Raw genomic sequence first — 14,364 nt, forward strand, 5'->3', positions numbered from 1 at the left:
GCTGGTAGCCGGGACGCGCCGACACCCTTATTCGAGAGGAGGCCGTGATGGCTGACACATTGGATCGGAACGGCATGACGGGCCGCGTCGCGCAGGTCATCGGCGCCGTCGTCGACGTCGAGTTCGACGGAAAGCTGCCGGAAATCCTGAACGCGCTCGAGACCGAGAACAACGGCAACCGCCTCGTTCTCGAAGTCGCGCAGCACCTCGGCGAGAACACCGTCCGCACCATCGCCATGGACCTCACCGAAGGTCTCGTTCGCGGCCAGCCGGTGCGCGACACGGGCGGCCCGATCGAGGTTCCCGTCGGCGACGGCACGCTCGGCCGCATCATGAACGTCATCGGCGAGCCGATCGACGAAGTCGGCCCGATCGAATACACCAGCAAGCGCGGCATCCACCAGCCGGCTCCTCCCTATGTCGAGCAGAACCCCGAGTCGCAGATCCTCGTGACGGGCATCAAGGTCATCGACCTTCTCGCGCCCTACGCCCGCGGCGGCAAGATCGGCCTGTTCGGCGGCGCCGGCGTCGGCAAGACGGTTCTGATCCAGGAACTCATCAACAACGTCGCGAAGGCGCACGGCGGTTACTCCGTGTTTGCCGGCGTCGGCGAGCGCACCCGCGAGGGCAACGATCTCTATCACGAGATGATCGAGTCCGGCGTGAACAAGGACCCGCACGAGAACGGCGGCTCCACCGCCGGCTCCAAGGCGGCGCTCGTCTACGGTCAGATGAACGAGCCCCCTGGCGCCCGCGCCCGCGTCGCGCTGACCGGCCTCACCATCGCGGAAAACTTCCGCGACCAGGGCCAGGACGTGCTCTTCTTCGTCGACAACATCTTCCGCTTCACGCAGGCGGGTTCGGAAGTGTCGGCGCTTCTCGGCCGTATTCCTTCGGCGGTGGGCTACCAGCCGACGCTGGCGACTGACATGGGCGCCATGCAGGAGCGCATCACCACCACCACCAAGGGCTCGATCACCTCGGTGCAGGCCATCTACGTGCCCGCCGACGACTTGACCGACCCCGCGCCCGCCACTTCGTTCGCGCACCTGGACGCGACGACGGTTCTCAACCGCGCGATCTCGGAAAAGGGCATCTACCCGGCCGTCGATCCGCTCGACTCGACCTCGCGCATGCTCTCGCCCATGATCATCGGTGAAGAGCATTACAGCACGGCCCGCCGCGTCCAGCAGATCCTGCAGAAGTACAAGTCGCTGCAGGACATCATCGCCATTCTCGGCATGGACGAGCTGTCCGAAGAGGACAAGCTGACGGTGGCGCGCGCCCGCAAGATCGAGCGCTTCCTGTCGCAGCCCTTCTTCGTCGCCGAAGTCTTCACGGGTTCGCCGGGCCAGCTCGTGCCGCTCGAAGACACGATCCGCTCGTTCAAGGGCCTGGTGGAAGGCGAGTACGACCACCTGCCGGAAGCCGCCTTCTACATGGTCGGCTCGATCGATCAGGCCATCGAGAAGGCCCAGAAGCTCGCCGCTCAGGCGTAAGCAACGCGCCGGCGCAAGCCGGCGTCCCGGCGGTAGGAGGTGGCGGGCGGTGTCCGCCATCGGCTCACAGACGAAAAGGCGGCACGGCATCTGGCTGCGCCGCCCGGCCGCTCCCCCGGCGGGAGCGCGGAAGGCAGGACCATCGTGGCAAGCGGCTTCAAGTTCGAACTGGTGTCCCCCGAGCGTCTGCTCCTGTCGGAGCAGGTGACATCCGTGCTGGCGCCGGGCTCCGAGGGCTATTTCACCGTCATGGCCGGACATGCGCCGCTGATGGCGACGCTGAAGCCCGGCATGGTCGAGGCGCAGCTCGCCTCCGGCGGCACCAAGCGCATCTACGTGCAGGGCGGCTTTGCCGACATCAACGCCGAGAGCTTCACGCTTCTCGCCGAGCACGCGACTCCCGCCGAGGAGATGAAGAGCGACGAGCTTGACCGGCAGATTGCCGAGCTCGAGACGACGCTCGCCAATGCCGGCGCGGACGACGAGGTTCGCTCCCGCAGCGAACAGCGCCTCGCGGACCTGCGCAACGCGCGCGGCTCGCTCTAAGCGCGTTCCAGACGACGAATTCCAAGCCCGGCCGCGAGGTCGGGCTTTTTGCGTTTGGGAGCGCAGGGAGGAGGGGGACGCTGCCACGCTGGCAACAGCAGTTCGACACGATGCGCAAGCTGGAGGATGGCGGCGCGTGGCTAGGGCGAGGGATGGGAGCGCAAGACTATGTACCGTGATCCTCCATCCGCCGAACTGATCGCCCGCGCCGCATTCGTGCTAACGCATATCGGCAACGCGACAGGTAGGTCAGCCGTTCTCACCCGCGAGTGTGGATCGGAGTTTTCAAGCCCGCCGCTTAGGCAGGCCAGCGCGACGCGAGTGAACGCCGATGACGAAGGCGCGTCCCGGAGCGGAATGCGATAAGGTGAAGAGAGACTTGGCGAGGCGGCAACGTCTCAGACCGCTCTCACTCGATGGCTGTCGAGCCGCCCGGATAATCGCGTGCCAGACGCAGCCAGCGGGCGGCGTCCGGTGAGATCATCGCTTTCAGCTAAAACGCGTCCTGAACCCGCCCTCAGCGAGCCGTCAGCCCTCGCGCTCCAGATGCCGGAACTCGGCGATGACCTGCTCGTAGACGCCGCGCTTGAACGGCACGACGAGGTCCAGCGCCTCGTCCATCGTCTTCCAGCCCCACTGGTCGAACTCGGCGGTGTGTCCACCCGGCGGCGGGTCGATCTGGACCTCGGAGTCCTCGCCGAGGAAGCGAAAGGCGAACCACATCTGCTTCTGGCCCCGGAACTTGCCCTTGAGCGCGATGCCGACGAGTTCGGGCGGAAGTTCATAGGTCACCCAGTCGCGCGTCTGCGCCGCGAGCGCGACGGTACGGATGCCGGTTTCCTCGTAAAGCTCGCGCTCGGCGGCAAGCCTCGGGTTTTCGCCCTCGTCGATCCCGCCCTGCGGCATCTGCCAGAGCTTGGCGGCGCCATCCATCTCGCCCTGCGGCTCGGGAATGCGGCGGCCGAGGAAGATCTTGTTCTCGCGGTTCAACACCATGACCCCGACGCAGGGGCGATAGGGCAGGCTCTGGGGATCGACGGGCAAGGGGCGGCTCCACGAATCAAACGTCACGCAACCTAACGCAGCGTCGCGACAGAAGGGAGACGGAGGGGCCGCTCGCGGGTGACGAAAGCACCGGGCCCGCCACCGGCCGGATCGAAGGACGCGGACGACGCCCCGCCGGGCCGAGGTCAGCTGCGCGCTTCCGGGTCGAAGGCGAGCGAGGAGATCGGGACGATCTCGATGCCGCGCGAGGCGGCTTCCTGCGCCCATTGCGCGATTTCGAGAACCGAGCCCTCGAAGGCGCTGGCGACGCCGATCGCCGTGCCCTTGGCGCGGGCGATCCGCTCCAGCGTGTCGAGCTGACGCCGGACGGCCTCCGGGCTGCGGTCGTCGTCGAGCACGAGATCGGACGACGCGAAGGGCGTGCTGCCGGCGAGCGCCACGTCGCGGCTGCGCGAGCGCGGCGAGGTGCCGTCGTCGAGATAGAGAAGGCCGCGACGCGACAATTCGCCAAGGAAGGGTTCGAGCGCGGCGGGCTCGGCGTTGAAGCGCGCGCCCATGTAATTCATGACGCCGACATAGTTGGTCAGCCGGCCCATCGCCCAATGGAGCGCGTCGAACTGTCCGGCCTCGGCGTCGGCGACGGTCTGCGTGTGCTCGCCGGGGGACACCTGAGGGAAGCCGAAAGGCTCCATCGGCGCCTGGAGCAGGAGTTCGTGGCCGTTGCGGCGCGCCGCCTGCATCCAGCGGTCGAGGCTGTTGCCGGCCGCCGCGAAGCCGAGCGTGACGCCGGGCGGCAGAAGCTCCACCGCCTTCTGCGTGCCGGTCTGGCTGATGCCGAGACCGCCGACGACGATCGCGACGCGCGTGCCGCCGGTCTGCGCCGGAGCGCCGGCATAGACGTCGAGCGGGCGTCGTCCGTCGGCTGCGCGTTTGGGGAGCGGGCCATAGGCGCCGGGCTCCACCAGCGCGTCGTCGGGGCGATAGGCGAAGGCGGCGGGCTGGCGCAGCGAGCCTGGTTCGAGGACGCGCACGGAGCCCGTCTGCAAGCCGTCGAGTTCGCTGCCCTGGCGCGTCACGCCGTCGCCATCGGTAATCGTGACCCCGCCGCTTTCGCTGGGGCGCAGGATCATCGGGCCGGCTGCCGGGGCCGCTTTCGCGGCGGGGGCGGCGACGGAGGCCACCTGGACCGGCGCGGGCGCGGGCGGGCGGAAATCGGGCTGGAGCAGGACGGTGGCCGTGGAGGCCGCGAGCAAACCGGCGCCGAGCACGCCATAGCGCAGGCGCACCCAGAGGCGACGCCCGTCCGAGGCCGCTCCGCTTTCCGACAGTTCCAGACCCAGTGGCCGATACAGCTCTTCCCGCATGCCCTATCTCTAGGCCGCAACGCTGGATCGAGGCTTTCAGCGCGCGATGCCTGACCCAGACGTTCGCCGCGTCGGGACGTCGGGTCTTTCCACCGCCGCAGCGGTGTCGAGCCTCGCAGATGCGTTCGGCTCGATTGCGTTCGGTGCGTCGACCGGGACGCAGCCCCTCTGATGTCTCCGTCTATGATGCGGTCAAAGCCTGCAACGAAAAAGGCCCCGGCGTTTCCGCCGAGGCCTTTCCCATGTTCGCGTCGCGCGACGATCAGTTCGCGACGGCCGCCGCGTTCTGCTTCGGCACGGCGGCCGAGTCCTGCTTGGGGGGGAAGGCGGCGTCCGTCTTCGTGCCGCGCAGGAGTTCCAGCGCGGTCTGGAGCTGGATGTCGTCCTTGGTCTCGGGCGGCACGTAGTCGAGCGAGCCCGAGCCCTCCTTGTCCTCTTCCGCGCCCTGGATATGGCCGCGCAGCGAGGATTCGCCCATCTTCAGGTCTTCGTCCGCGCCAAGGCCCATCTGTGCCTTGATCTCTTCGGGCAGCGGCTGTTCCACCACGATGTCGGGGCGGATGCCGCGACCCTGGATCGAGGAGCCCGACGGCGTGTAGTAGAGCGCCGTGGTGAGGCGCAGCGCGCCGTTGGCGCCGAGCGGGATGATGGTCTGCACCGAGCCCTTGCCGAAGGACCGCGTGCCGAGCACCGTGGCGCGGCGCTGGTCCTGCAGGGCGCCCGCGACGATCTCGGAAGCCGAGGCCGAACCGCCGTTGACGAGCACGATCACCGGCTTGCCGCCGACATCGTCGCCCGGACGGGCGTTGTAGCGGCGCGTTTCCTCGGCGTTGCGGCCGCGCGTCGAGACGATCTCGCCGCTGTTGAGGAAGGCGTCGGACACGCTGACGGCTTCGTCGAGAAGGCCGCCCGGATTGCGGCGGAGATCCAGGACGTAGCCCTTCAGCGTGTCGCCCGGGACCTTGGCCTTGATGTCCTTGATCGCGTCTTCGAGGCCGGTCGTGGTCTGCTCGTTGAAGCGCAGCAGCTTGATGTAGCCGACATCGTTCTCGACCGTGTGGCGCACGGAGGGAACCTTGATCTCGGCGCGCTCGAGCGTCAGGCGGACCGGCTGGGTCGCGCCCTCGCGAACGATGGTGAGTTCGACCTTGGTGCCGATCTCGCCCTTCATCTTCTCGACGGCCTGGGCGAGGTTGAGCCCGCGCACCTGCTCGCCGTTGATCTCGGCGATCAGATCGCCCGCGAGCACGCCCGCCTTGTCGGCCGGGGTGCCCTCGAAGGGCGAGATCACCTTGACGAGCTCGTTCTCCATCGTGACCTCGATGCCGAGGCCGCCGAACTCGCCGCGCGTTTCCGTGCGCATGTCCGCCGCTTCCTTGGCGTTCATGTAGCTGGAATGCGGGTCGAGCGAGGTGAGCATGCCGTTGATGGCCGTCTCGATCAGCTTCTGATCGTCGGGCACGTCGACATATTGCGAGCGGACGCGCTCGAACACGTCGCCGAAAATGGCCAGCTGGCGATAGGTGTCCGATCCCGCCGCGTTGGCGACGCCGCTGTGCGGGCCGACGAAGGCGGTCATGGCGGTGGCACCCAGAAGCGCTCCCGCGAAGAGAATGGAGAGCTTACGTATCATTCCTCGTCCTTCCAGATGATCCATCCGTCCACCAGGGATTCGGATCGACCGGTTTCCCGTCCTTGCGAAATTCCACGTAGAGCGAGGGTTCGGCACTCGACATGTCCGTTTTCGCGGCGCTCGCCACCCGCGTCGCGCCCATCACGGCCAGCGGCTCACCCGCTAGCACGGACTGCCCGACGCTGACGTCGATACGGCCCATGCCGGCCAGGACGATATGATAGCCGTCGCCCGCGTCGAGGATCAAGAGCTGCCCGTAGGAGCGGAAGGGAGCCGAGTACAGAACCGTCGCATCGGCGGGCGAGGTCACGACATCGCCGGCCCGCGCCGCGAAGGTCATGCCCGACGCCTGACGTCCCGTTCCATCGTTCTGCCCAAACCGTCCCGTTTCCCGTCCCGCGACCGGTCTGACGACGCTCCCTTTCATTGTCGAAAATGCGGCGGAAGGACCGAGGCGCGTCATTTCGCGCCGGAGCGCGGCGATGTCGTAGCTTTTCCCGGGGCCGGGAGGGGTGCCAGGGGCCACCGTCTCGCCGGGCGAGGCCGGCGCCGCTCCTTCGCTCGGGGTCGCACCCGAGGTCCCTTGCGCGGCGCGCGCCCGGGCGTCCTCGGCGGCGCGGCGGGCGAGTTCGGCGGCGGCGAGGCGCTCGCGCGCTTCGGTCTCGCGGGCGCGCTCGGCTTGCGCTTCCAGCGAGCCGATGAGGTCCTGAAGCGTCGCCGCCTTGGCGCCGAGCTCGGCGGCGCGGCGGGTTTCCTCGCCGATCCGGCCGCGCCCCTGCGCTTCCAGCCGCTGCTTTTCGTCCATGAGGCGCGACAGGCGGGCTTCTTCCTCGCGCGTCTTCGTGAGGGCGTCGGCAAAGCGCGCCTTTTCGCTGCCGAGCTGCGTGCGCACCGCCGCCAGCCGCTCCAGATCGCCGCGCAGGGCGTCCGTCTCTGCGCGGATCTCGGGCACGACGGCACCGAGCAGGATGGCGCTGCGCACCGAGCCGAGCGCGTCGTCGGGCCGCACCAGAAGCGCCGGCGGCGGCTTGCGGCCCATGCGCTGGAGCGCGGCGAGAACTTCTGCGAGGACGCCGCGCCGCTGGCGCAGCGAAATCTTGATCTGCGCTTCCTCCTGGCCGAGGGCGCCGATCCGGTCCTCGCTCCTCGTGACTTCGCCCGACAGGCGCTTCTGCTCGCTCGCGGCCTCGATCAGGGCCGTGCGGATGCGCTCGCGATCGGCGCGAAGCGCGGCGACTTCGCCGTCGATGCGCGCGACGGTCTCCTTGGACAGGGTGATTTCCTCGCCGATGCGGCGAAGGTCGGCTTCCGTGCGGGCGCGCTCGGCGGCGAGCGCCTCGGCGCGCGAGCGGTGCGGGCCGATGTCCTGCGTGGCGGACACCTCGCCGTCCATGCCGCGCGACAGGAGAATGGAACCGATGGGGGCCGGGTCGAGGACGGGGGTGGGGTCGAGATCGGCGTCGCTGCGCGCGAAGGCCGGCAGGGCGGCGGAAAGCGACAGCGCGGCAAGGGCGAGCCAAACCCGCGCGCGGCCGCGCCGCGCCGGTTCCCCCCATTCCCTTTGGCCCTGGCGCTGCAACGCGGCTCGTCCTTCGGCTTTTTCCGTATCCGATCCCGCGAAGCTAGGCGGGGATGCTTAACATTCCATCAACCATGCGGGCGAACCCCGCGGGCATCGGCGCGCGCGCCGCGCCATCCGCGAAGCGGGTGAGGCGATCCTTTCAGGGAACGCGGGCGGGCGATAGGGCGTCAGCTGCGATGATAGGGATGGCCGGCGAGAATCGTCGCCGCGCGATACAGCTGTTCGGCCAGAAGGATGCGCACGATCTGGTGCGGAAAGGTCAGCCGCCCGAAGGCGAGGACGCGCAGCGCGCCGCGGCGCATCTCGTCGGACAGGCCGTCCGGCCCGCCGATCACGAGGGCGAGGTCGCGCAGGCCCTCGTCGCGCAAGGTGCCGAGATCGGCCGCGAATTCCTCCGAGGAGGGCGTCTTGCCGGTCTCGTCGAGAACGATCACGCGGCAGCCCTCGGGCAGGGCGGCGGTGAGCCGCGCCGCCTCGTCCCGCTTGCGCTCGGCAACGGTCGAGAAACGGGATTCGGGCAGTTCCACGACGCCCGCGAAGTCGAGCCCCAGCGGCGGCCCGGCCTTGCGCAGGCGGTCGAGATAGCGCGCGGCCAGATCCTGTTCCGGCCCCGCCTTCATCCGCCCGATGGCGGCGAGCGTCAGTCGCATGGCGAAGCGGCCGGACGAGGCCGCCCGGCCATCGCGGCCGGACGAGGCCGCCCAGCCATCGACGAAGACACGCGGCTCAATGGAGCTTGGCGTCGCCGCCTTCGCTCACGCTCCACATCTTCTCGATATTGTAGAAGGAGCGCACTTCCGGGCGGAAGATGTGGACGATGATGTCGCCCGTATCGATCAGCACCCAGTCGCCGTTTTCCAGCCCTTCGACCTTGGCCTGGCCGAAGCCGCCTTCCTTCAGGTCGCGCAGGAGATGGTCGGCGACGGCCGAGACGTGGCGGTGCGAGCGGCCGGACGCGATCACCATGTGATCGGCGAGCGCCGAGCGGCCCATCAGGTTGATCGCGACCACGTCTTCGGCCTTGGAATCGTCAAGGCTCGCGGTCACGACGTCGATGACGGACCGGGCCGTAGACGTGTCGGCGGCGGTGACGTCGGAAGGGGCGGCGAGGCCGTCCTTCAGTTCAGCGGCAGAAGTCAGCGAAGTTCTCCTTCAAGAGTCGCGATCCGGGGCGATGAGCGCGCCCGTATCCTGGAAAAGGTGGCAAGGATCGATGTCGCTTTCAAGGTGACGCGTTCGCACGCAACATCGTGGACGAAAGCCGCGAGCGCGGCCCATGCAGAAACACCCAGGCGGGCGGGGGCTGGAAGGCGAGGCGGGCGCCTTCCGCTTCCGACATGCGAAAGCGCGACAGCGAGCGCGCCGCGCTCGCCGAAACGAGCGCCAGCGTCGAGCCCGGACGATCCACCACGGCGATCGGCAGGGCGCTCGCGATGGCGCGCCAGTCCTGCCAGCGGTGGAAGCCGGCGAGACTGTCGGCGCCCATCACCCAGACGAAGCGCGCGCGCGGGCAGCGCCGCGTCACGAGCCGCACCGTGTCGGCGCTGTAGCGAATGTGGTGCGCGGCCTCGAAGGCGGTGACGAGAATGCGCGGGTCTTCCACCAGCTCGCGCGACTGCTCCACCCGCTCGGCGAGGGGGCGCAGGTTGCGATGGTCCTTCAACGGATTGCCGGGCGAGACCATCCACCAGATCCGGTCGAGCTCCAGCCGCCGCAGCGCCGTTTCGGCCACCAGGAGATGGCCCTCGTGCGCCGGGTTGAACGAGCCGCCGAAGAGCCCGACGCGAAGGCCGGGCACCACGGGCGGAAGGGTCAGGTCGGCCTTGGCGAGGCCCGTGGTCTCGACGCGCAGCGAACTCACGGACGAAGCTGGCCGGCGCCGGACACGCGATAATTGAAGGTCGTCAGCTGCTCCACGCCGACCGGCCCGCGCGCGTGCATCTTGCCGGTCGCGATGCCGATCTCGCCGCCGAAGCCGAATTCGCCGCCATCGGCGAACTGGGTCGAGGCGTTGTGGAGAAGGATCGCCGAATCCACCGAGCGGAAGAAGCGCTCCACCGCGCCCGCATCCTCGGTCACGATCGCTTCCGTGTGATGCGAGGAATAGCGCGCGATATGCGCGATCGCGCCGTCCACGCCGTCCACCAGCGCGACCGAGATGATCGCGTCGAGATATTCGGTGCGGAAATCCTCGTCGGTGGCGGGCAGGGCCTTCGGATCGAGCCGGCGCACGGCCTCCGTGCCGCGCACCTCGCAGCCGGCCTCGCGCAGCGCGTCGAGGATCGGCACGAGATGCGTCTTTGCGACCGCCTCGTCCACGAGCAGCGTTTCCGCCGCGCCGCAGATGCCGGTGCGCCGCATCTTGGCGTTGACGGCGATGCCGCGCGCCATGTCGAGATCGGCCGCGCGGTCGATATAGAGATGGCAGAGCCCTTCGAGATGGGCGAAGACCGGCACCCGCGCTTCCGTCTGCACGCGCTCCACGAGGGAGCGCCCGCCGCGCGGCACGATCACGTCGATCGCGCCGTCGAGGCCCTTCAGCATCTCGCCGACCGCCGCGCGGTCGGTCGTGGGAACGAGCTGGATCGCGTCGGCGGGGAGACCCGCTTCGGTGAGTCCCGCCTGCAGCGCGCGATGGATCGCCGCCGAGGAGGCCGCCGAATCCGAGCCGCCGCGCAGGATCACGGCATTGCCGGCCTTGAGGCAGAGCGCGCCGGCATCGGCCGTCACGTTGGGACGGCTTTCGTAGATGACGCCGATCGTGCCGATGGGCGTGCGCACGCGGCGGATCACGAGACCGTTCGGCCGCGTCCATTCCGAGGCGAGCGAGCCGACCGGATCGGGCAGGGCGGCGATCTCGCGAAGGCTCCCCGCGATGGCTCTAATGCGCCCGGCGTCGAGCCGCAGCCGGTCGCGGAACGAGGCGGCCATGCCGGCGTCCTCGGCGCGGGCGAGATCGGTCGCGTTTGCCTCGACGATGGCGGGCGCGGCGCGCGTCACGGCCTCGGCCATCGCCAGAAGCGCTGCGGTCTTCTGCTCGGACGGGGCAAGGGCCAGAACCCGCGCGGCCTTCGTGGCGCGCGCGCCCATGTCCTGCATCAGCGCGGGAATGTCGGTCCTATCGAGCATGGTGGCTCTCCTCTGCCGCGTCTTCCGTGGGGAGGCGGCCCATCACGAGATCGTCGCGATGGATCATCGCCGTGCGGGCGCTCGCCCCCAGCTGCTCCTCGATCGCGGACGAGCGCAGGCCCGCCACGAGCCGCGCGTCGCCCGAATCATAGGCCACGAGCCCCCGCGCGATTTCCGCGCCCGTCTCGTCCAGCACGAGGATCGTATCGCCGCGCCGGAACTCGCCGTCCACCCGTTTCACGCCCGCCGGGAGCAGGCTCTTGCCGCCCTGGAGCGCGCGCACCGCGCCCTCGTCCACGGTGAGGCGGCCGGTGGCGTTGAGATGGCCGGCGATCCAGCGCTTGCGCGCGCGCACCGGGTCGGTCGCGGCGCGAAACAGGGTCTGCCGCTCGCCCCGGCGGATGGCGTCGAGCGGATTGGCGCGGCTGCCGAGCGTGATGATCATGGCCGTGCCGGCCTGGGTCGCGATCTTGGCCGCGTCCACCTTGGTCTTCATGCCGCCGCGCGAGAAGATCGACGCCGCGCCGCCGGCCATCGCCTCGATCTGCGGGGTGATGGCGTCCACGGTCGGGATGTGCCGGGCGTCCGGGTCCTGGGCGGGGGGCGCGGTGTAGAGCCCGTCGATGTCGGACAGGAGGATCAGGAGATCGGCCGACATCATCGTGGCGACGCGAGCGGCGAGCCGGTCGTTGTCGCCATAGCGGATCTCGGTGGTGGCCACCGTGTCGTTCTCGTTGATCACGGGAATGGCGCCGAACTGCAGGAGCGTGCCGACCGTCGCGCGGGCGTTGAGATAGGGCCGGCGCTCCTCGGTGTCGCGCAGCGTCAGAAGGATCTGCCCGGCTTCCAGCGAATGGCGGCCGAGCGCCTCGCTATAGGCGCGCGCCAGCGCGATCTGCCCGACGGCGGCGGCGGCCTGCGCTTCCTCCAGCTTCAGGGCGCCGGGCGGCAGCTTCATGATGGCGCGGCCGAGCGCGATGGCGCCCGACGACACGAGCATCACCTCGCGGCCCTCGCGCGCCAGGGCCGCCACGTCGTCGGCGAGCGAGCGCAGCCAGTCGGACTTCAGCCCGCGTTCGCGGTCGACGAGAAGCGCCGAGCCGATCTTGACGACGATCCGGCCATAGCCGTGCAGCGCGTCGCTCATCCCCGCCAGTCCTCGTCCGACAGGTTGGCGCCGAAGCGCTTGCGGTCTTCCACGGCCTGCTCGTCGGCGGCTTCCGAATCGAAATCGGCGATCTCGCGGCGCAGGCGACGCAGCGCCTCGGGCATGCCGTGGCGGGTGACGGCGGACAGGACGATGGGTTTCACACCCGACACCGCTTCCAGCTGCTCCAGCTTGTCGCGGCGCGTCTCGTCGTCCACCGTGTCGACCTGGCTGAGCGCCACGATCTCGGGCTTCTCGATCAGCTCGGGGTCGTAGAGTTCGAGCTCGCGGCGAACGGTCTCGTAGGCTTTCGCGACATCCTCTTCCACGGCCGAGACGAGATGGAGCAGCACGCGCGTGCGCTCCACATGGCCGAGGAAGCGATCGCCGATGCCGACGCCCTCGTGCGCGCCCTCGATGAGGCCGGGAATGTCGGCGATCACGAATTCATGCCCGTCCACGGTCGCGACGCCGAGGTTCGGATAGAGCGTCGTGAACGGATAGTCGGCGATCTTCGGGCGCGCGGCGGTGCAGCTCGCCAGGAAGGTGGACTTGCCGGCATTGGGCAGGCCGACGAGACCGGCGTCGGCGATGAGCTTCAGCTGGAACCAGAGCGTCAGCTCCTCGCCTTCCAGGCCCGGATTGGCGCGGTAGGGGGCCTGGTTGACCGAAGACTTGAACTGCCAGTTGCCGAAGCCCCCATTGCCGCCGGCGGCGATGCGCACTTTCTGCCCGACCTCGGTGAGATCGGCGAGCAGCGTTTCCTCGTCCTCGGCATAGACCTGCGTGCCGACCGGCACCTTCAAGGTCACGTCGTCTCCCTTGGCGCCGGTGCGGTTGCGGCCCATGCCGTGCATGCCGACCTTGGCGCGGAAATGCTGCTGGTAGCGATAGTCGATCAGCGTGTTGAGGCCCTGCACGGCCTCGATGAAGACATCGCCGCCGCGTCCGCCGTCGCCGCCGTCCGGGCCGCCGAACTCGATGAACTTCTCGCGCCGGAAGGACACGGCGCCCGCTCCCCCGTCGCCGGAGCGCACATAGACTTTGACCCGGTCCAGAAATTTCATCGTCGCGTCTTTCGAATCCTGCCGCCGGCGCGAGGGCCGGATGGGCGTGGGCGGGCTCGTCCGCCTCTTGCGTTGTCTCACCCCGGCCGCGAGGGCCTCGAGGGTATGGGATCGCTTTCCCGTCGGCGGGCAGTGATCCTACGGATGCGGCGCCGTGGCAAGGTGCCGCTTGAGGTCGCGCTCGCTCTTGGCGAAGGTGACCTCGGAGCGCGCCAGCGGCAAGCCGAGAAGGCGCACCGTCACGTGGTTTTGCAGCGTGCCGTCCGCATTCGCCACCATGCGGTGCCGGAAGGACAGCGGCAGAGCCCGCCCGCCCGGCGCATAGCCGACATAGCGAAGCTCGACGCCGGTGGCGCTGCGCTCGCCCTCGACGGGAACCGCCGCGCGCAATGTGCCGTCCCGCCCTTCGGTTTCCACCGTGCCCTCGACGCGCCCGCCCGCAAAGCGCAGGTGCCAGCGCTGGAGACGCTCGCCCTCGGGAAAGCGGAAGCGCTCGTCGAGCCGCAGCGTGTCGCCCTCCGCCACGCCTGTGAACCGCGCGGTGAAGGGCTCGGGCGCCGAGAACAGCGTCGTCACCTCGCCCGCGCTGACGCTGTGGCCGGCAAAGAAGCCGGCGAGATCGAACAGCCCGCTTTCGGCCCGCGCGGGGCCGGAAACGGCGAGTGACACCGCCAGCGCAAGGAGCGCGGAGCGGGCGAAGGCGGCGTTCATCGCCATCCGCGTCCGCCCCAGGCCTTCAGCGATTCCCAGGTGCGCCGGTCCATCGCATAGGTTTCGCTGGCGACGCGCCCGGCCACCAGAGAGGTGGAAAGGCCCGTGCCGCGATAGCCGAAGCCGCATTTCTGGATCACCCGGCGCGAGGCGCCGTTGACGACCCGGCAGCGCACCTCGACCGTGCCGAGCGCGAGCGCTTCGAACGCATAGTCGATCAGCGCCTGCGCGGCTTCGGTGGCGAAGCCCCTGCCCCAGAAGGGGCGGCCGAGCCAGTAGCCGAGTTCCGCCGTGTCGGGGCGCTCCAGCGCCTGGAGGCTGCACAGGCCGAGAAACTCGCCGCCCTCGCGCGCGGTGATCGCGAAGATCAGCTCGCCATCCACCGAGGCCAGGAAGCTTTCGGCATGGCCGAGCCCGTAGGGGTGGGGGATGCGCGAGGTCATCTCCGCGATCTGCCGGTCGTTGGCGTGACGGGCGATCGCGGGCGCGTCGCTCATGCGCACGGGGCGCAGAACGAGCCGCGCGGTGTCGAGTCGACTTTCGTCGTCGTCCTCGCCGGCGGAAAACTCGGCTGACAGCATGGGACCGATCCTTCGGATGGAAACGGAAAACGGGGAGATGGCGACCCATCTCCCCGCTTCGTTTCTGTCCCGTCGGAGCGGGTCAGAGGCCGGGTCGGTG

At 69.4% G+C, this 14,364-nt stretch carries 14 protein-coding genes; 2 read left to right on the forward strand and 12 right to left on the reverse strand.

Translation table 11 applies throughout. The annotated features are described in order from the left end of the window. Positions 1 to 47: 47 nt before the first annotated feature. The gene (atpD, locus tag B146_RS0102780) at positions 48 to 1,499 is read left to right on the forward strand and encodes a F0F1 ATP synthase subunit beta (RefSeq protein ID WP_026358270.1); all 1,452 of its coding nucleotides are present in this window, start codon (positions 48 to 50) and stop codon (positions 1,497 to 1,499) included. Positions 1,500 to 1,643: 144 nt separating this feature from the next. Beyond that, positions 1,644 to 2,045, forward strand: coding sequence for a F0F1 ATP synthase subunit epsilon (locus tag B146_RS0102785; protein WP_019994891.1), 402 nt, complete (start codon positions 1,644 to 1,646; stop codon positions 2,043 to 2,045). 528 nt (positions 2,046 to 2,573) lie between these two features. Here B146_RS0102785 and B146_RS29690 read toward each other — a convergent pair. From B146_RS29690 to B146_RS0102845, 12 genes are all read right to left on the reverse strand, one after another. Next, the gene (locus tag B146_RS29690) at positions 2,574 to 3,089 is read right to left on the reverse strand and encodes an RNA pyrophosphohydrolase (RefSeq protein WP_019994892.1); all 516 of its coding nucleotides are present in this window, start codon (positions 3,087 to 3,089) and stop codon (positions 2,574 to 2,576) included. Positions 3,090 to 3,235: 146 nt separating this feature from the next. Continuing rightward, entirely contained in the window at positions 3,236 to 4,414 is a 1,179-nt protein-coding gene (locus B146_RS0102795; RefSeq protein WP_019994893.1) for a divergent polysaccharide deacetylase family protein, read from the reverse strand. Between the two features lie 262 nt (positions 4,415 to 4,676). Next, positions 4,677 to 6,047 carry a S41 family peptidase gene (locus tag B146_RS0102800; protein WP_019994894.1) on the reverse strand — a complete coding sequence of 457 codons (1,371 nt, stop codon included), beginning with the start codon at positions 6,045 to 6,047 and terminating at the stop codon, positions 4,677 to 4,679. Then, positions 6,037 to 7,626 carry a murein hydrolase activator EnvC family protein gene (locus B146_RS24815; RefSeq protein WP_019994895.1) on the reverse strand — a complete coding sequence of 530 codons (1,590 nt, stop codon included), beginning with the start codon at positions 7,624 to 7,626 and terminating at the stop codon, positions 6,037 to 6,039. Before B146_RS24815 ends, B146_RS0102800 begins: the two co-directional genes overlap by 11 nt. A 170-nt stretch (positions 7,627 to 7,796) precedes the next feature. After that, positions 7,797 to 8,279 (reverse strand): 23S rRNA (pseudouridine(1915)-N(3))-methyltransferase RlmH, encoded by a 483-nt coding sequence (gene rlmH / locus B146_RS0102810; protein WP_019994896.1) that lies wholly within the window; start codon positions 8,277 to 8,279, stop codon positions 7,797 to 7,799. Positions 8,280 to 8,355: 76 nt separating this feature from the next. After that, entirely contained in the window at positions 8,356 to 8,751 is a 396-nt protein-coding gene (gene rsfS, locus B146_RS24820; protein ID WP_407638534.1) for a ribosome silencing factor, read from the reverse strand. A gap of 100 nt (positions 8,752 to 8,851) precedes the next feature. Continuing rightward, entirely contained in the window at positions 8,852 to 9,481 is a 630-nt protein-coding gene (locus B146_RS0102820) for a nicotinate-nucleotide adenylyltransferase (protein ID WP_407638533.1), read from the reverse strand. Positions 9,482 to 9,486: 5 nt separating this feature from the next. Beyond that, on the reverse strand, positions 9,487 to 10,758 hold the full coding sequence (locus B146_RS0102825; protein ID WP_019994899.1) for a glutamate-5-semialdehyde dehydrogenase: 1,272 nt from the start codon (positions 10,756 to 10,758) through the stop codon (positions 9,487 to 9,489). Beyond that, positions 10,748 to 11,905 (reverse strand): glutamate 5-kinase, encoded by a 1,158-nt coding sequence (proB, locus tag B146_RS0102830; protein ID WP_019994900.1) that lies wholly within the window; start codon positions 11,903 to 11,905, stop codon positions 10,748 to 10,750. Before proB ends, B146_RS0102825 begins: the two co-directional genes overlap by 11 nt. Then, a complete protein-coding gene (gene obgE, locus B146_RS0102835; RefSeq protein WP_019994901.1) occupies positions 11,902 to 12,972 on the reverse strand; it encodes a GTPase ObgE in 1,071 nt (356 codons plus the stop codon). The genes proB and obgE overlap by 4 nt, the downstream gene beginning before the upstream one ends. Before the next feature lie 138 nt (positions 12,973 to 13,110). Continuing rightward, entirely contained in the window at positions 13,111 to 13,689 is a 579-nt protein-coding gene (locus tag B146_RS24825) for a DUF3833 family protein (protein ID WP_019994902.1), read from the reverse strand. Continuing rightward, entirely contained in the window at positions 13,680 to 14,264 is a 585-nt protein-coding gene (locus B146_RS0102845) for a GNAT family N-acetyltransferase (RefSeq protein ID WP_019994903.1), read from the reverse strand. Before B146_RS0102845 ends, B146_RS24825 begins: the two co-directional genes overlap by 10 nt. Between the last annotated feature and the right edge of the window lie 100 nt (positions 14,265 to 14,364).

The sequence above is a fragment of the Aureimonas ureilytica DSM 18598 = NBRC 106430 genome (assembly GCF_000382705.1).
In the GTDB taxonomy this organism is placed as follows: domain Bacteria; phylum Pseudomonadota; class Alphaproteobacteria; order Rhizobiales; family Rhizobiaceae; genus Aureimonas; species Aureimonas ureilytica.